Genomic DNA, 17402 nt, shown 5'->3' with positions numbered 1-17402 from the left:
CGAATCGATCTGTATGAGGCGAACGGTTCACACCGACCGGGAGACGTTCCGTGCGGCCGCCGCCGCTGCACCGGCGCAGGCACGGATTCCGGTTGAGGTACGGGTCGACGTCGACGACCCGTTCGCGGCGTACCGCCGGGCCCGAGACGGCCCCGGCGGGTTCTTTTATGAGACCACCGGCGGCCAGTCCGGCTGGGGGTACTTCGGCGTCGACCCCGTCGAGCGATTGACCGTCTCGGCCGACGCGGTGGTCGCTAGGGCGGCCCGCTCGGCGACCGGCGTGTCTGATACGGACGACACTGGCGGCACAGGCGACACGAACGACGCGAGCGACGTGGGCGACTATCGGCGGCCGTCACCGTCGCTGGCGGCACTGGAGGGGCTCCTCGGCGGAGAAGCGCTGGCTCGGGGCGACTGTGCCGTGCCGTACCCGTGTGGCGTGTTCGGCTGGCTCTCGTACGATGTCGCCCGCGAGTTGGAGGACTTCCCGCCGGCGCCCCCAGCGGGCTCCGGCGCGGTCGACGACCGCGGGCTTCCGCGGCTCCAGGTCGCTCACTTCGACCGCATCGCTGCGTGGGAGTGTCCGGTCGGAGCGGACGGACCTGCAGCCGATCACGAAGCGGCCGGCGGTGGGTCGTCGTCCGTCACGCTCCGTGTGACGGCCTGCCCTCGGGTCCGCGACGGGCTCGAGGACCCCGTCGCGGACCACGACGCACTCGACGCGCTGTTCGAGACGGGGGTGACGCGAGCGGAGGCGCTCGTCGACCGCATCGAGACCGGCGACCCCGCGGTTGGACCACCGCCAGCTCCGACCGCGGCGCGGGCGACGTTCGAGAGCGACGTGGCGCGAGCGGGGTACGCCGACGCGGTTCGGCGGGTCAAGTCGGCGGTTCACGACGGAGAGACGTTTCAAGCGAACGTCTCCCAGCGGCTGACGGCGCCGGCCGCGGTCCACCCGGTCGACGCCTACGACGCGCTGCGGCGGGCAAACCCGGCACCGTACTCGGGGCTCGTCGAGTTCGGCGAACGGCCGAGCGGTGTCGACCTCGTGAGCGCGAGCCCGGAGCTCTTGCTCGCGTACGAACCGACCGACGACCCCGACCGCGGTGTGCACCTCCGCACGGAGCCCATCGCGGGGACGCGCCCTCGCGGTGCTACGCCCGCGGCCGACGCGGCGCTGGCCGACGAGCTGACCGACGACGCCAAAGAACGGGCCGAACACGCGATGTTAGTGGACCTCGAGCGGAACGACCTCGGTAAGGTGTCACGGTTCGGTACGGTCGACGTCACGGAGTACCGTCGAGTCGACCGCTACAGTGAGGTGATGCACCTCGTGAGCAGCGTCGAAAGTGAGGCCCGGCCGGACGTCGGGCTCGCAGATGCTATCGCCGCCTGCTTCCCCGGCGGGACGATCACCGGTGCGCCGAAGCCACGAACAATGGCGATCGTCGACGAGCTCGAAGCGACTCGGCGTGGACCGTACACCGGCTCGATGCTCGCTGCCGGCTTCGACGACCGCGCGACGCTGAACATCGTCATCCGGACACTCGTGCGACACGCGGCCGAGTACCACCTCCGCGTGGGCGCTGGAATCGTTCACGACTCGGACCCGGACGCCGAATACGCGGAGACGCTCGCGAAGGCTCGGGCGCTCGTCGATGCGGTCGACGAGGCGCTCGCTGCTGGTGGGATGGCCGTCGAGGAGGTGGCCGAGTCCCGATGACGACGGTCGACCCGTCTGTGGCCGACGGCTCGTCAGCGGAAGCTGAGCCGTCTGTTACCGACGACTCGTCGGCAGCGACCGGCTGGCGGCCGGGAGCCGGCGCGGCCGACGCACGAATACTCGTCGTCGACAACTACGACTCGTTCGCGTACAACCTCGTGCAGTACGTCGGCGCGGTCGCGGGAGCGGTGACGGTCCGCCGCAACGACGCCGTCGACCTCGCCGACGTCCGGGCGCTCGACCCCGACGGGATCGTCGTCTCGCCGGGGCCGGGAGCTCCGGCCGAGGCGGGCGTCTCGACGGCCCTCTTCGACCTCGACCGACCCGTCTTCGGCGTGTGTCTCGGCCACCAGGCGCTGTGTGCGAGCCGCGGGAGCCGCGTCGGCCACGCCCCCGAGGTCGTCCACGGGAAGCCGTCACAGATCACCCACGACGGCGAGGGCGTCTTCGCCGGACTCCCCGACCCGCTACAGGTCGGTCGGTACCACTCGCTGTGTGTTGAGCGCGCGGCGCTCCCCGACGAGGTGGTCGAGACCGCCCACACCGACGACGACCGCGCGGTCGTGATGGGTGTGCGCCACCGCGAGAAGCCCCACGTCGGGGTCCAGTTCCATCCGGAGAGCATCCTCACGCCCCGGGGCGAGCGGTTGGTGCAGAACTTCGTTCGGAGGTGCGTTCGATGAGCGACGACCGGCAGTACCACGTCGACGACGACCTCGTGCCCGCGTCGGCGGCGACCGTTTCGGTGGAAGACCGCGGCTTCGCGTACGGCGATGGGGCGTTCGAGACGATGCGCGCGTACGGCGGCGACGTCTTCGCGTGGGCGGCACACGCAGATCGCCTCGCGGCCACCTGCGAGACGCTCGGGCTTGACCACGGGATCGACGACGCGGAGCTGAAACGTCGGGTGGACGAGACGCTGGCCGCCAACGATCTCGCCGACGCGTACGTGAAACTCTCGATCACCCGCGGCGTCCAGCCGGGCACGCTCGATCCACATCCGGTGGTCGACCCGACGGTAGTGGTGATCGTACGGCCGCTTCCGCGCGGCGGCGTCGGGAGCGACGTCGTGTACGGCGACCCGGCCACCGTGCAGACGACGAAGACGCGAAAGCCCGGTGACCGAGCACTCCCTGCGGACGCGAAGACGCACAACTACCTCACCGAGATCCTCGCGCGCCTCGAGCTCCGGGTGACGGGGGCCGACGAGGCACTGATGCTCGACCCCGACGGACACGTCGCCGAGGGGGCCACCGCGAACGTGTTCTTCGCCGACGGCACCGCGTTGTGTACCCCCTCGCTCGACGGGCCCGTGCTCCCGGGAGTCACGAGAGCAACCGTGATCGACATCGCCAACGAGGAGGGTATCCCGGTCGAGGAAGGGACGTACACGCCCGATGCGGTTCGCGAGGCGGACGAGGTCTTCCTCACGAACTCGACGTGGGAGCTCAGACCCGTGTCGTCTGTCGACGGGATCGACGTCACCGGAGATGGTTCCGGGACTGCTGGGCCGCTCACGACGCTGCTCTCACGGCTCTTCGACCGGCACGTCGAGGAACGACACTACGACGGCGAGCGATGTTGACACACACCGACGACTAGTGCTTGCGGTGGCGCGCTCCGGTGTGCGCCCGTCGGGCGCACACAGCGCGCGAGGGATGAGCGAGGTGCCGCAGGCACCGAGCGAATCGGCTGGGGAGGGCGCGGCTGCAACGTGAGTCCGTGTGCCGGAGCCGATTCGTTTCTGTCCGACGTCGATGGGTGTGTGCTGGAGCCAACCGCGCGACCGCCGAACGCGAGTTGGGCCACACCCTCCCCAGCCGATTCACTCGGTGCCTGCGGCACCTCGCTCATCCCTCGCACGCGCTCGTGGACACGCTATCGCGGTCCACGAGGCGCGCGCCCCTCTAGGTGTGTCTCTCGAGTTGTCGGTGGAGCGCGCTCTACTGTGTCGATCACAGCGTTCAAACCCGCTGCTGGCGTGTGATCGGTATGGACGCCGACCGGCGGATCGCGCCCCTCGACGACGTGCCGACCGACAGCACGCTGCTCGTGACGCTCCGCCCGCACGACTCGGGAGCCGTCGAGGAGGGCCACGGCGACGCGGGAACGGCCGACGACGGGACCACGGAGGCGGAGGCAATTCTCCTGCGACTCGGCGACGACGTCGCCGCGTTCCGCAACTACTGTCAACACTGGACCGACGTCCGACTCGACAAAGACGACGGCGCGTTCGTCCGCGAGGGCGAGATATTCTGTCAGAAACACGGCGCGACGTTCCAAGGCGACTCCGGCTACTGTGATTTTGGCCCCTGTGAAGGAGCGACGCTCGACGCCGTCTCGGTGACCGTCGACGACGACGCGGTGTACCTCACCGACGACGCCTACGAGTTCGTCCGGCTGGGCCCGGCGACCCGCGAGGGCGACGCCAGTGGGTCGCGGATCGACTTCACCGGGAGCTGACCGACACACCGGGTTTCCCGGAGTCGACTCACAATCCGGAGCGCGACCCAGAGACCTCGTCGTGTCCGAGCGCCTGCCGCAAGAAGCGCATCCAACGCTTGCGGTCTGCGGTCTCTTGACGTCTCGCCTCCGTCTCCGGGTCGGGCGCGTCGAGCCCCTCGAGCGCCTCCAGCGCCCGGTCGATCCCGATGATAGACGCGGCGAGCTCCTCGCCCCGCTCGTAATCGACGGTGTTCTCTTCGATGGGTTCGAGCCGCTCGAGCCGCTCCCGCCGGAGGGTTCGTTTCGCGCGGTCGACCCGCTCGCGCTCACCCGGTGGGATCGTGTCACGACGCCCGATCTCGAAGACGAACGAGCGGAGCTCGATCGACTCGCCCTGCACGTCGATCTCCTCGGGGATGTCGACGCCGATGGTGGCTGCCTCGCGGTCGACGCGCTCTAAGAGCCCCTTGCGTTCGTACTCTCTCACGCCGATTCGGTACGCGTCGGTCGTACTTCGCTCCTTCGCCTGCGCGCTTGCCACCGCACACATTCATCGCACCCGGGCCTTTGCGATCTCTGCCGTGTGGCGTCTGGACCACCTGGTCGAGCAAACACGGCGTTTAACCGGGCTGCACACCGAACAGTACGTATGGAGTCGCTGGAGTCAGAGCTCGCTGCGGCCCGCGAGCTCGAGATTGGCGCGCTGGCAGACGCCATCGAGTCGATCGGCTTCGAGTGTACGCGCTGTGGTGGGTGTTGTACCGGCTACGCCCCCGACGAGCCGGGTGGCGCACCGGTGGACGAGCCGGGTGGGAAGGCGACGGGTGCCACAGACGACGAGGCCACCGTCTCCGACGAGTCGCCCTCGAGTGATCCCGAGGCCGGCGACGACCCCGAGCCCCACACCGCGACCGTCTTTCCGGACGAGGTTCGCGAACTCGTCAAGGCCGCCGAGTCGACACACGAGGAGACGGCCGAGTCGACACACGAGGAGGCCGCCACCGTGGCGTACGACTGGCGGGATGTGGCGCGGCCGATGCCGTACGGCCTCTCTGAGGGCCCCGACGGGCAGCCGGTCGGAGAGACGTTCGAGTGGGCGCTCGCGACCGATGACTGTGGCGACTGCACCTTCTACGAGGAGTCGGACGGACAGGGTGCATGCACGGTCCACGACGCCCGGCCGCTCATCTGTCAGACGTACCCGTTCAGCGTCGCACTCGGTGGGACCAGCCAGCCGATGGGCGAGGCGGTCGACGCCGAGGGGATGGTACGCGCACACGAGTGCGAGGGACTCGGCCGCGACATCTCTCGAGAGGACGCCGAGGCCGTAGCCGCCGCGCTCAAAGAACGCGCCGTCCGCGAACTCGAGGAAGCGATCGGCGTGCGTGATGCGTACGATCCGACGGCTGCGGACCGGGCCGATAGCGACCTCGTCGTCTTCGACTCCGAAGGACCAAAACGACACGACGGTGAACCCGTCGACGGCTGAGACAGGCGACGGAGAGACCACCCCGAACCCGCCAGGATCGGCACCGTCGCGAGTTGCTGTCGGGTCGTCGACCGTTCATGCGCCGAGCCATCGGGTGTCCCACGCATCGAGCCACCGGCTGTCCCACGCATCGAGCCACCGGCTGTCCCACACGGCGGGACGGGGCGGTACACCTATGTCGAACCAAACCCACGTGTCGATGGAGTCTATCATGGAAATCTCCGAGCAGCTCCTCTGTCTGTTCAGTGCCGAAGTTCGTGACGAGGGCGGCGAGTACCGCGTCGAGGTCCCGAAACGGGAGGTCGAGACCGGCGCACTCGAGCCGGGGGCAACCTACCGGGTGGCGCTCATCGACCGACAGCCGTCCACGACGAGCGAATCAGACGAGACGGACACGGACGTGAGCGACGGCCCACAGCCGCCGGTCGAACCGGGCGAGATGCGGTACGTCGAAGTCGAAGACCTCGGCAAGCAGGGCGACGGAATCGCCCGCGTCGAGCGGGGCTACGTTATCATCGTCCCCGGCACCGAGGTCGGCGAGCGCGTGAAGATCGAGGTGACCGAGGTCAAATCGAACTTCGCGGTCGGCGAGGTCGTCGACGAGGACGTCTGAGGACGAACCGCCTCCCACCGGTCGTCTCACGACCGGCGTCTCCGACCCCGGACCGGCCGACCCCCGGGCCGTCAGTCGTCGTCGAGCCGCGCGTCCCAGTAGGAGACGGTCGCGACGTAGTCACCGGGGATCGTCCGTCCGACGAGTCTATCGACCGCCCGGAACGGCTTTGCGACGGATCCCGGGAGCCCCCGGTAGAAGCCGTACGGGAGCACGAAGTCGTGTTGTTCGTCGGCGAGCCGCAGGTCTGCATCGGCGAGCAGCTCGGCGACCTGTGATTCGGCGTAGAGCCGCGAGCCCATCGGTAACGCCCACGTGTACAACACGCGCAGGCTCCGGGCGTTGAACGTGTCGAAGATCACCTGTTCGCTGCTCACCCGGCGCAACTCGGCGAGAAACGGCGCTGGGTCGTCCATGAGGTGGAAAAACCGCATGGCGACCACCGTGTCGAAGTGGTCGTCCGGAAACGGGAGCCGCGAGGCGTCCCCTCGGAGGAACTCGATGCGGTCGTCGACGCCGGCCGCCGCAGCCTTCTCGCGGCCCTGTGCGAGCATCTCTCGGGAGATGTCGAGCCCGACGACGTCGGCGTCGAGGTCGGCCAGCATCGCCGTGAACCGGCCGGTGCCACACGCGACCTCGAGCACGCGGTGGCCCGGGTCGACGTCGCCGAGCGCCGATCGCACCGCCGCCTTCTCGCGCCGGTCGATGAGTGCACCACCGCCAGAAAACCGGAGGGCTTCGTACCCCTCGGCCACCTCGTCGGTCTGATACCAGTCCTGACCCTTCACTACGTGTCGGTGCACACCCGACGACCAAAACCGTACTGGATACCGCCGGCGAGCACGTCGTCACCGACCGCACCGACCACCCGCTCCACGCCGAATTTATACACCTAATATAATACCCATTAGCTTACTCTATATGTAGTTAACCTTTACCACAGGTGGGTCCGTGGTCGTCAGTATGAGTACCAGTCCAGTCGGGGCAGCCGATCAGGATCACCTCTCAGAGAGCGAGTACCGCGAGCGCCTCCGCGAGCTGCCGCCGAGTGCCAAACTCGTCGCGAAGGTGCTCGAAGGAGACGCGCCGCTCTCCCAGGGTGGTCTCGCCGAAGAGTCACTGCTTCCGGACCGCACCGTTCGGTACGCGCTCAACCGGCTCGAAGAGCAGGAACTCGTCGACTCGCGATACAGCTTCAAAGACGCGCGCAAGCAGGTGTACTTCCTGACGATCTGAGGCGCGGGCGTGAACGTGGTGGTGTTTTTAAGCCTATAGCCCTACTCACGCGTGTATGGAACTGTCGGTGGTCGTTCCCACGCTCAACGGCCGGACCCGGTTAGCCGCCGGTCTCGACGCGTTGGCGACCCACGCGCCCGAGGCAGAGGTCGTGGTGGTCAACGGCCCCTCCGCCGACGGCACGACCGGCATGGTTCGCGCGCGCGACGACGTGGACGTACTCGTCGAAGTTTCCGACCGGACGGTCGCCGTCGCTCGCAACGCGGGCATCGAGGCCGCGTGTGGCGACGCGGTCGCCATCGTCGACTACGACGCCCGGGTCACGGCTCCGTGGTACGACGGCGTAATCGACGGACTCTCGCGGGCGGACGTGGTGACCGGACCGGTCCGTGCGGCGCCTCCCGACCAGTCGACGACCGGTGGGCCGGCGTCCGACCGGTCGACCGGTGACGCCGACTCGGGTGGAGCAGACACGTCCCGCCGGCTCGTCGAACGCCCGGAGCGGCGAGCGATACGGGGTCGGTCGGTGACGTACTTTCCCGGCGCAAACGTCGCGTTCCGTCGGGAGGCGCTCGAGGCGCTCGACGGGTTCGACGAGTATCTGCGCGTCGGCGCCGCGCGCGACGCGGCTCACCGACTCGCCGGGATGGATCGTGCGGTTCACTGGACCGACGACGTGGCCGTGTGGGCTGCGCCGCCGAGTCCGACCGCTGCCGACGGCGGTCGGGCCCGCCGCGACTGGGGCTGGAAATACCGCGCCCTGGCGTACCGTCTGGTGAAGAACTACGGCGTCAGACCGACCGTCGTCTCACGAACCGCGAGACACGCCGTCGGTGACGCCGTCTCGGTCGCTACCGACGTGGTCCGCGGAGACGCGACCCCGTCCGGGTGGGCGGCGAACGGGCGCGACGTCCTCGCGGGCGTCCTCGCCGGCGGCGCAGACGGACTCGTCTCTCGCCTGCGCGACCGTACCCCGGCGCGAAACCCGTACGGGGTCTCCGACCGTGCTGACCGAGCGGTGACGCGGTACGACGGGTGCACAGAGCGCACCGATTGATCAGCAGGCATCGAGGACCGACGTCGCGGGACCGACTGGTCACCGTTTCGGTGGTCGACGGGTCGTCCGGTATCGGCCGCGACCGCCCCGGGCTGTTTAACTCCCGGGGCACGCAAGTAAGGCCAACGAATGGGACTCACGAAGCGGATCATCCCCTGTATCGACGTCGACACCGACGAGCACGGCGACGCCGCCGTCTACACGGGGGTCAACTTCGAGAACCTCGAGTACACCGGCGATCCAGTCGAGCTCGCGAAACGGTACAACACCGCGGGCGCAGACGAGTTCGTTTTTCTCGACATCACCGCCAGCGCCGAGGGCCGCGAGACGATGCTCGAGGTGGTCAACGCCGTCGCCGACGAGTGTTTCATTCCGCTGACCGTCGGCGGCGGGATCCGAACGACTGCCGACGTCAAAGAGACGCTGCGGGCGGGCGCAGACAAGGTGTCGATCACGACCGGCGCACTCGACAGGCCCGAACTCATAGAGGAAGGCGCGGCCGCGTTCGGGAGCCAGTGTATCGTCATCTCGATCGACGCCAGGCGGCGCGCCGACGACGCGGGCGACCACTACGTCACCGACGAGGACGGCGAGTCGGTGTGGTTCGAGTGCACGAAGAAAGGCGGTCGGGAGGGGACCGGCATCGACGCCGTCTCCTGGGCACGCGAGGCCGAGTCGCGCGGTGCGGGCGAACTGTTCGTCAACTCGATCGACAGAGACGGCACCAAAGACGGGTACGACGTCCCGCTCGTGCGCGCCATCTGTGAGGCGGTGTCGACGCCCGTCATCGCCTCGTCGGGCTGTGGAAGTCCCGAAGACATGCGCGAGGTGTTCACCGAGGCGAACGCCGACGCCGGGCTCGCCGCCTCCATCTTCCACTTCGACGAGTACTCCATCGAGGAGACGAAGGCGTACCTCGACGAACACGACGTTCCCGTTCGGCGCTGATCGGTCGACGAGACGCCCGAGAGGGGGACGCGTCGGCGCGACTCGACCGCGTATCCGAGTGCCGAGAAGAACCAACAGCTATTAGCCAATCACACACGAATTTTCATGTATGTCTGCGTCACCACTGCGCGCCGACGGAGAGCAGCCGACGCTCGTGTCCCGAACGACGGACGGGGAGACCGGTGACGCCGAGGTAACGTTCTTCGAGGCAGAGCGGCCGCCAGACGACCGGACGACGCGGTGGATAACACTCCGCGAGCAGGATTGCATGTCGCTCGCGGCGTGGGCCTGAGTTCGCGTCGAGACTGGCGGCTCGTTCTCGATTCGGGCGGCTCGACGCCCGAGCACTCACCTGCTCGCGGCGAGCTCGTCGACCGCCAGTCGGTCGGTCGCATCGAGGAGCCCGACGGTCGCGAGCCGGATAGCGTGTGGCCAACCCAACGGCGTCGCGCTGTCCGGGGTGCCGTCGTCGAAGTACTGCTCAGGGAGGTAACCGGTCGCTGCACACAACGGCCCACGAGGCGCGATACACGTGAGGAGGTCGCGCGCACGGTCGGCGACGTCGGCGCTCCGTGGGTCGCCGCGGTCGGCGAGGAGCGCCGCCAGTTCGCCGCAGGCGTGTGCTCCCCACGCGGTCGAGACGGTCCACACCTTCGAGGCGTCCTGTCCGTCTCGTCGCCACGTGTCGCCCTCGTAGCGAACGAGCCCGCGGATCGCGTCGGTCTCGCGGGCCAGCCCGTCGACGACCGTCTCGACGTGTTCAGTGAGCCGGTCGAGGCGGTCGTCCTCGACCGCGCCGCCGGCTTCGAGCCGGTCGTACGCGCCGTGGGCACTCACGAGGGCGAGCGTCGCCGCGTCGAGCCGCTCGTCGAGCCCCCCGCGTGGTGCCTCGGAGACCGCGTACGATCCCCGGCCAGGGACCCAGAGGTCGTCGATGGCTCGGTACACCGCCCCGGCACGGTCGCGGGCGTGGGCCACGGGTGCGGTCTCGAATCGGTCGGCGACGTCGGCCGCGACGCCCGCTTCGAGGTCCGGCGCGTGGACCGCGACCGCGCTGTACGCCTCGAGAAACGTCGCGGCCGTGTGTGTGAACCGGCCGATCGCGTCCTCCCAGGCGTTCTGACAGACGACGGACCGGCCGTCGACCGCGAGCGACTCGTCGAGGCTCGCGAGGCCGCGCACGATGGCGGCGTCGAGTCCGTCGACGTCGACGCCGGCGTCACGCGCTCGCGCGAGAAACGCGACGACGCTCGCGGTCTGGTCGGCCTGATAGTCCGGACTGTCGGTCGCCTCGATCCGGCCGTTGGCCCAGCCGGGGGCGAGCGCACCGGAGTGCGGCCACACCCGATGCGGCCACGAGCCGTCGGGCAGTTGGGTGGCGACGTACATCCGCGCCGAGCGGGCGTGCCAGTCGTCGAGTCCGAGTCCGAGCTGCTCGTCGGCCGCGAGCAGGAAGCCGGCGATCTCGGCGTCGTCGCGGAACCAGGTGTAGCCGTACCCGCCGGAGTGGAGGTAGTGCGGGTCGAAGTCGGGGCCGGCCATACGGAGACCGCTCGGTGCAGACAACAGCGAGAGGACGGTGAGGTCTGCGGTCACCGCCGCCCGCGCCGGTATCTCCTCGGGCACCGACGGTACGGTCTCGCCGGCCGCGGTCACCAGCGCGTCGACGGAGTCAAGCTCGTCGAACCGCGTTTCGAGCCGACCCCGGGCCGTCTCGCGGTCGGTCTCTCGCTGGTCGGTGAGCAGCGTCGCGACGGTCGCCACCCCGTCTTCGAAGGGGACGTCGACGAGGACCTCACCGGAGAGCTGTTGTTCATCGCGCCAGGTCTCCCGGTCGTCGCTGGGACGGACGGCGGTCGGGTCGGCGAGCAGATCGGCCGGGTCGAGCGGGCGCCGTCCGCGGATCGCCGTGAGCCCGGTCGCGCTCGCCAGGAAGTCGTGTTCGTCGTCGTGGTACACTTCGACGGCGTCGTCGAACCGCAGCTGGCCGATTCGGTCCTCGCGGCCATCCGGCGCGAACGCCGCGTGGACCACGAGCGAGACCCGGTCGGCGGCGACGGCCGCCGCGGCGTCGAGGGCGGCTCGCGTGAGATGCGTCTCGCCGATCGTCAGATCGTATCGGCGGACGGCGAGTCGGTCGGTGCGGTGTGTCGTCTCAACGAGCGGGACACCTTCGACGTACCGGCTCTCGGTGTGGTCGTCGTCGAACCAGGTCACGTCGTCGTCGACCGCGACGCCGAACCGTGCCCAGGCGAGTCCGTGTCGCCCGGTGAGTGGGGAGCCGAAGTCACGCAGCGTTCCGGCGGGATCGACGTGTACCAGCCGCCCGTCGCCGCCGATGAATCGCCCGCTCGTCGTGCGGCGCTCGCCGGGGAAGCGCCGGTCTTGGGCGCCGGTTCGCTCGACGTCGGCGAGCGCGTCGCGGAGTCGCATCACCGTGGCGAGGTGCCGACGGCACATGAACGTTTGGTGTCACGATCGTCTGTGATGATCCGACGCGACCCCTCGGCCGCGCCGACCGGCGAAACGCCCAATCCGGTCGACGTCCCCAGTCCACGCATGCACGAACCCGGTCCCCCACGAGCGACGAGCGCGGGTCGGCCCGTCGAGCTGGCGCCGCGGAACCCGGAGCCAGACGGACGCTACGCGTGGACGGTCCAGCACGCACCGGCGGCGAGCGAGGGGTCGGTTCTGGTTCCGGGAGAGACGAGCCGACCCGACGACCCGGTGGTTCACCTCGACCCCGACGTGCCCGGGACGTACGACCTCGCGCTCGAGGCACCGGACGGCACCCACAGACAGCGGGTGCGCGTCTTCCCCGACGAGCGGCGGGAGACGACGATTCGCGTACCCGTTTCGGACCTGCCGCTCCCAGATGCGTCTGTCCACCGGGTGTCGATCATGTGGCGGCACAACGACCGGCTTCTCGCGCGCGATCGGCCGACCCGCGACGGCGACGCGTGGGTGTACCGAACGCAGGTCCCACCCGGACGCCACGACGTCGGATTCGTCCTCAACGACGACCGGGCGACCGAACATCACTGCACGCACACGGTGCCCGGTCCCGGCCGGCCGTCCGTCTCGCTGTCCGGGCGCGTGACAGCCGATGGATCGTCGACGGACGAGACCCACCCCCGGCTCGTCGTGACCGCGACGATCGAGGGGTCGCCGACACTCGACACCGACCCGTCGCTCACCGGGGTCGACCCCGCCGACGTCGCCGTCTCCTTCCTCGTCGACGACCGCGACGCCGATCCGGAGACGGTCGCGGCAGTCGAGTCGAGGGCCGTCGAGCGACCGGACGCGACGACACGATCGCTGTCGGTGCCGCTCGCGGTGCTTCCCAACGACGTTCGGATCCACGCGGTACCACACGCGGCCCGACACGGACCGATGGCGACGCTGCGGGTTCGCCACCGGCCGGACGGGTCGGTGTCGATCACCGACCCGCATCGATCGCCTGCCTGGGCGTCGTCACCGACCGTATACGAGGCGTACGTACGGTCGTTCGCAGGCGAGACGCTCCCGACGACGTTTCACGAGATCGAACGCCGTGTCCCGTACCTCGAGCACCTCGGGGTGGACGTCCTCTGGCTCACACCGGTGCTCGCCTCGCCGACCGAACACGGATACCACGTCACCGATTACGTTCGGACGGCAACCGATCTCGGCTCACGCGCGGCGTTCGAGTCGCTCGTCGATGCGTGCCACGACGCCGGGATCCGGGTCCTGTTCGACCTCGTGATCAACCACACCTCGCGTGACCATCCCGCGTTCCAGCTGCACGCCGCGGGCGTCCCGGCGTACCGTGACTACTACCGCCGGGCCGACGCGTCGGCGGACGTCTCCGAAGTCGACTGGGCGAGTCATCCCGCGGGGGCGATTCCCGAGTACTACTTCGACTGGGAGCGGATCCCGAACCTGAACGTCGACAGCCTCGCCGTTCGCGCGTGGCTGTTGGACGTCGTCGACGAGTGGGCGGCCGTCGTCGACGGGTTCCGGGCGGACGTCGCCTGGGGCCTCCCCCACGGCTTCTGGAAGGAGGTCGCGGCCCGGGTGCCGACCGACTTCCTCCTCCTCGACGAGACGCTTCCACACGACCCATTCTACGGCGAGGGGGAGTTCGACGTCCACTACGACACCACGTTGTTCGAGACGCTGCGCGCGATCGGTGCCGGCGACGCGCCGGCCGACGCGATCGGCGACGCCCTCGACCGGGCGAGGTGGCTCGGGTTCGGCTCGTCGAGTGGTCAGCTACGCTACGTCGAGAACCACGACGAGGAGCGCTACCTTGCCGCACACGGTGAGGCGGCGCTGCGAGCGGCCGCGGCCGTGACGTTCACCCTGCCGGGCGCACCGATGATCTACGCCGGCCAAGAGCGGGGAAACGAGACGACCCGCGGGCCATTCCGCTGGCACGACGGCGACGCCGCGCTCACCGCGTATCACCGTCGGCTCGTCGCGGTACGCGCCGCCGAGCCGTCGCTGTCGGAGGCCCCGGTCGACCACGAAGCTGGGCGGGCGGCCATCACCGTCCGCGAGGGAGACCCAGAGCGGGTGACCGCCTACGAGCGCGGGTCACTGCTCGTCGTGGTCAACTTCGCCGCCGACACGGCGACCGTCGCGGTGCCGGATTGGGTCGGTCGCGAGCTGTTCGACGAGCGCCCCGTCGACGATCGCGTGACGGTCGACAGCGTCGCCGTCCTCGCTCGCCAGGCGTGACCCCGCGAGCCGACCGACGAGCGGGAGCGCCCGAACGGCCACTCACCTACGTCGCGTCGTGGCCGTCGTCTCTCGCGTCCCGAATTGCGCGGATCACGTCCTGGCGCGCGATCAGCCCGACCAACGTCTCGTCGGCTTCGACGACCGGGACGCGGTTGACGTTCGGGTCGTCGCCCGCGAGCAGCGTCAGCACCGTGTTGAGGTCGGCGTCGGGTCCGACCGTTACGGGTGCCGACGACATCACCGAACTGACCGGCCGGTCGGCGTTGCGCACGAGGTCGACGCCGAGGTCGAGGTCGGCCCACGGCGGCTTCACCTGGTAGGTGAGCGTGTCGATGAACGGCGGGAGTCCGATCGGGATCCACAGCGGCTCGTCGTCGGGTTCGAAGAGGTCGACGAGGTCCGACTCGGTGATCACACCGACCACGCGGTTCGCCTCGTCGACGACCGGGAACCCCGAGAACCCGTGTCGGCCGAACGCGGTGAACGCGGCGGCGACGTCGTCGTCCGGCGCGAGCGTCTCCACGTCCGTCGTCATGATGTCGCGTGCCTGCATACCGTCCACCTCTCCGCGACGCGTGGTAGGCGTTACGCCGGTCGACGGCTGGTCACGTAGGCCGGCGGCCGATCATCGGGTCGACGAGAACGCCTCACGGCGTGATCGGCGACCAACTCCCGCGAGTTTTTACTCGCCCGCCGCCCGCGTTCGACCATGCGCATCGAGAACAGTTTCATTCCCGTCGAAGGGGTCGGCGAGACGACCGAGCGCCGCCTCTGGGAGCGCGGCGTCCACACCTGGGACGCCTTCGACCCCGGGCTCGACGTCCCCGGTATCGGCGCGACCACCGCCGACCGGATCGAGTCGTTCATCGCGACCGCACAGGGCCACCTCGACGACGGCGACGCGGCGTACTTCGACCGTTGCTTCCCGAGCGGCGAGCGGTGGCGGCTGTACGAGGACTTCAGAGACCACACCTGCTTTTTCGACATTGAGACGACCGGGCTGGACGAACGCCGCGATCGGGTGACGACCGTCAGTTTCTCTCGCGCCGGTGAGACGACCACGCTCGTCGCCGGTGACGACCTCACCGCCGACCGCATCGCGGCACAGTTCCGCGAGGCCGACCTGCTGGCCAGCTTCAACGGGGCCCGATTCGACGTCCCCTTCCTGGAGGCGTCGTTCGACGTCGACGTCGACACCCCGCACCTCGACCTGCTGTACCCGTGTCGTCGCGCGGGGCTCTCGGGCGGGCTCAAGTCGATCGAGCGAACGTTGGGTATCGACCGCGACCGCCGCGACCTCTCCGGGCGCGACGCGGTTCGGCTCTGGCACGAGTACGAGCGCGGAGACCGGGACGCCCTCGAGACGCTGGTCTCGTACAATCGCGCCGACACCGAGAACCTCCGGGCGCTCGCCGACGCGGTGTGTGAGACGCTCCATCGGGACGTCTTCGCGCCCGCAGTCGACGACTCCCCGCCGACAGAAGAGTAGTGCCCGGGAGGGACCTACCGCCCCACGTGGCGGCCTCCCGGTCGAACCGCACTCGTGGCCGACCGCGTACCGGCTAGGTCCCGTCGGTGACGTCTCCCGACTCGGCGGCCGCTTCGCCCGGATCGGGCTCCTCGCTTCGGTCGCCGTGTTCTTCGGCCTCCTCGATCACCGACGAGAGCGAACCGCTCGTGTCCGACAGCCGGTCGCTCGCCGCGTCGGCCGCCAGGTCCGCCTCGTCGTGGTCGGGCCAGCCGTCCCACACCCCGGCCGTCTCCTCGGCCCCGCTCTCGTCGACGCGCTGGTCGTCGCCGTCGATTGGCTCCTCGTCGGTAGTGGGGGTGGTGGCGTCGTCGGCGTCGTCGGCGTCGTCAGCGTCGTCGGCGTCGTCGGCGTCGTCTGCAGCCGACGCACCCGGACCGTCCGCGCCCAGCGCGGCCGCCGCGTCGTCGATGACCGACGCGGGCTCGGTGTGTCTCGCGCTGGCCGCCGCCGTCTCGTCTGCGTCGTCGCTCGGCCCCGACTCGGCTGGAGCCGCGGTGGGCGTGGTCGCTGCCGGCTCGACCGTGTACGTGGGTTCCGTCGGCGAACCTGACTCGGCCGGCGACCCCGTCTGTTCGTCGGCCGCGGTCTCGGACGCGTCCGCCGGCTCGTCGGTGCCGTCTTCGCCGTTCGCACTTTCGGGTCCACCGGCTTCGCTGGGCTCGTCCTCGTCGACACCGCTCTCGTCGGCCTCGCCGTCTGCCGCCGCCTCCGTCGACCCGTCGTCGGTCGACGGTGGATCGTCGGGGATCGACTGGACCAACTTCATCTCGCCGCGGGCGCGAAGGGTGCCGTCGACCGTCGCGCCCTCGTGGACGACGAGGTCGCCCGCCGCCACGTCGCCGCGGACGTGGGCGCCGGCCTCGATGGTGACCGTACCGCTCCGGCTCGTCACGTCGCCGTGGATGGTCGTCCCGTCGCTCACGCGGACGTCCTCGCGGGCGCGGAGCGACCCGAACACGTCGTTTCGTTCGCCGACGACGATCGACTCGGCGCGGAGGTTGCCGTGGAGTCGACAGTCGTCGCCGACGGTCGCCGGCGTCGACACCCGCCAGGCGTCGTCGGACACCTCCGCCCCACGAGGGACCACGAGGGGGTCGCGGACGTCGTCGCCGTCGGCGAGGGCGGCGGCGAGCTCGTCGGCGGCGTCGGTTTCGCCCGCGCGCAACAGCTGTGAGAGCACGATGAAGTAGAAGACGATGGTGGGGATCGGATTCCGAATCACGATCCAGCCGTTGGCCTCGAACCCCTCTTCGATCGTGACGTCGTCGCCGATGTCGAGGTCGCCGGAGACCAACAGCTGGCCGGTTATCGTCACCCGCTCGCCGAGGTAGGCGTCCTCGCCGACGAGGACGGTACCGTCGACCGTCCCCCAGGTGTCGATCCGACAGTCTCCCTCGGCCTCGATGTCGGCGGCGACGCGCACGCGCTCTCCGAGCGCGACGTTCCGTCCGCGAATCCCCAGCTCCACGGTCGACTGCCCGCCGACGAGCACGTCGCCGTCGGTGACCACGTCGTGCTCTTCGACGGTGGTCCCCGACGGAACCGTGAGCGCGTCTATCGGACCGCGTCCCCGCAGTGACACACCCGTGGTCACTTCGCGCGACCACATAAACGGTAGGGGCCGTCGGTCGCGCG

Annotated in this window: 16 protein-coding genes and 1 pseudogene; 12 read left to right on the top strand and 5 right to left on the bottom strand. The window is 69.6% G+C overall.

Annotated features, from left to right (window positions below; all coding sequences use genetic code 11):
* Nucleotides 1-13: 13 nt before the first annotated feature.
* The 4 genes from ACNTAO_RS03775 (at nucleotide 14) to ACNTAO_RS03760 (ending at nucleotide 4186) form a co-directional block, all read left to right on the top strand.
* Nucleotides 14-1723: an anthranilate synthase component I family protein gene (locus ACNTAO_RS03775; protein WP_435160613.1), complete on the top strand. Its 1710-nt coding sequence runs from the start codon at nucleotides 14-16 to the stop codon at nucleotides 1721-1723.
* Nucleotides 1720-2406 (top strand): anthranilate synthase component II, encoded by a 687-nt coding sequence (locus ACNTAO_RS03770; protein ID WP_435160612.1) that lies wholly within the window; start codon nucleotides 1720-1722, stop codon nucleotides 2404-2406. The genes ACNTAO_RS03775 and ACNTAO_RS03770 overlap by 4 nt, the downstream gene beginning before the upstream one ends.
* On the top strand, nucleotides 2403-3308 hold the full coding sequence (locus ACNTAO_RS03765; RefSeq protein WP_435160611.1) for an aminotransferase class IV: 906 nt from the start codon (nucleotides 2403-2405) through the stop codon (nucleotides 3306-3308). Before ACNTAO_RS03770 ends, ACNTAO_RS03765 begins: the two co-directional genes overlap by 4 nt.
* 407 nt (nucleotides 3309-3715) lie before the next feature.
* Entirely contained in the window at nucleotides 3716-4186 is a 471-nt protein-coding gene (locus ACNTAO_RS03760) for a Rieske (2Fe-2S) protein (RefSeq protein WP_435160610.1), read from the top strand.
* A 28-nt stretch (nucleotides 4187-4214) separates the two neighbouring features.
* Here ACNTAO_RS03760 and ACNTAO_RS03755 read toward each other — a convergent pair whose 3' ends face one another.
* Nucleotides 4215-4655, bottom strand: a complete 441-nt coding sequence (locus ACNTAO_RS03755; RefSeq protein ID WP_435160684.1) for a DUF5788 family protein — start codon at nucleotides 4653-4655, stop codon at nucleotides 4215-4217.
* A 162-nt stretch (nucleotides 4656-4817) separates the two neighbouring features.
* On the opposite strand from ACNTAO_RS03755, the gene ACNTAO_RS03750 reads away from it, so the two are divergent.
* Both ACNTAO_RS03750 and ACNTAO_RS03745 read left to right on the top strand, forming a co-directional pair.
* Nucleotides 4818-5657 (top strand): YkgJ family cysteine cluster protein, encoded by an 840-nt coding sequence (locus tag ACNTAO_RS03750; RefSeq protein ID WP_435160609.1) that lies wholly within the window; start codon nucleotides 4818-4820, stop codon nucleotides 5655-5657.
* Between the two features lie 211 nt (nucleotides 5658-5868).
* Nucleotides 5869-6270, top strand: a complete 402-nt coding sequence (locus tag ACNTAO_RS03745) for a TRAM domain-containing protein (RefSeq protein ID WP_435160683.1) — start codon at nucleotides 5869-5871, stop codon at nucleotides 6268-6270.
* Between the two features lie 71 nt (nucleotides 6271-6341).
* Here the strand turns inward: ACNTAO_RS03745 and ACNTAO_RS03740 are convergent, their stop codons facing one another.
* Entirely contained in the window at nucleotides 6342-7058 is a 717-nt protein-coding gene (locus ACNTAO_RS03740) for a class I SAM-dependent methyltransferase (protein WP_435160608.1), read from the bottom strand.
* A 175-nt stretch (nucleotides 7059-7233) separates the two neighbouring features.
* Between ACNTAO_RS03740 and ACNTAO_RS03735 the strand changes: the two genes are divergently transcribed.
* From ACNTAO_RS03735 to ACNTAO_RS03720, 4 genes are all read left to right on the top strand, one after another.
* Nucleotides 7234-7506 (top strand): MarR family transcriptional regulator, encoded by a 273-nt coding sequence (locus tag ACNTAO_RS03735; protein ID WP_435160607.1) that lies wholly within the window; start codon nucleotides 7234-7236, stop codon nucleotides 7504-7506.
* 55 nt (nucleotides 7507-7561) lie between these two features.
* A complete protein-coding gene (locus ACNTAO_RS03730) occupies nucleotides 7562-8563 on the top strand; it encodes a glycosyltransferase (protein WP_435160606.1) in 1002 nt (333 codons plus the stop codon).
* Nucleotides 8564-8692: 129 nt separating this feature from the next.
* Entirely contained in the window at nucleotides 8693-9511 is an 819-nt protein-coding gene (gene hisF / locus ACNTAO_RS03725; protein WP_435160605.1) for an imidazole glycerol phosphate synthase subunit HisF, read from the top strand.
* A 109-nt stretch (nucleotides 9512-9620) separates the two neighbouring features.
* Nucleotides 9621-9803: a DUF7511 domain-containing protein gene (locus ACNTAO_RS03720; protein ID WP_435160604.1), complete on the top strand. Its 183-nt coding sequence runs from the start codon at nucleotides 9621-9623 to the stop codon at nucleotides 9801-9803.
* Nucleotides 9804-9859: 56 nt separating this feature from the next.
* Here the strand turns inward: ACNTAO_RS03720 and ACNTAO_RS03715 are convergent, their stop codons facing one another.
* Nucleotides 9860-11944, bottom strand: coding sequence for a DUF7997 domain-containing protein (locus ACNTAO_RS03715; RefSeq protein ID WP_435160603.1), 2085 nt, complete (start codon nucleotides 11942-11944; stop codon nucleotides 9860-9862).
* Between the two features lie 126 nt (nucleotides 11945-12070).
* On the opposite strand from ACNTAO_RS03715, the gene ACNTAO_RS03710 reads away from it, so the two are divergent.
* Nucleotides 12071-14233, top strand: a complete 2163-nt coding sequence (locus ACNTAO_RS03710) for an alpha-amylase family glycosyl hydrolase (RefSeq protein WP_435160682.1) — start codon at nucleotides 12071-12073, stop codon at nucleotides 14231-14233.
* Between the two features lie 46 nt (nucleotides 14234-14279).
* On the opposite strand, the gene ACNTAO_RS03705 is transcribed toward ACNTAO_RS03710, so the two are convergent.
* Nucleotides 14280-14789, bottom strand: a complete 510-nt coding sequence (locus tag ACNTAO_RS03705) for a CBS domain-containing protein (RefSeq protein ID WP_435160602.1) — start codon at nucleotides 14787-14789, stop codon at nucleotides 14280-14282.
* A gap of 156 nt (nucleotides 14790-14945) precedes the next feature.
* Here ACNTAO_RS03705 and ACNTAO_RS03700 point away from each other — a divergent pair, with 156 nt between their 5' ends.
* The gene (locus ACNTAO_RS03700; protein WP_435160601.1) at nucleotides 14946-15725 is read left to right on the top strand and encodes a ribonuclease H-like domain-containing protein; all 780 of its coding nucleotides are present in this window, start codon (nucleotides 14946-14948) and stop codon (nucleotides 15723-15725) included.
* 703 nt (nucleotides 15726-16428) lie between these two features.
* Here the strand turns inward: ACNTAO_RS03700 and ACNTAO_RS03695 are convergent.
* Nucleotides 16429-17349: pseudogene (locus tag ACNTAO_RS03695) on the bottom strand (polymer-forming cytoskeletal protein); the annotation flags it as partial.
* Nucleotides 17350-17402 lie beyond the last annotated feature (53 nt).

The sequence above is a fragment of the Halorubrum zhoui genome, assembly GCF_051194155.1.
Classification (GTDB): Archaea; Halobacteriota; Halobacteria; order Halobacteriales; family Haloferacaceae; genus Halorubrum.
This window is presented reverse-complemented; position numbering and strand designations above follow the sequence as displayed.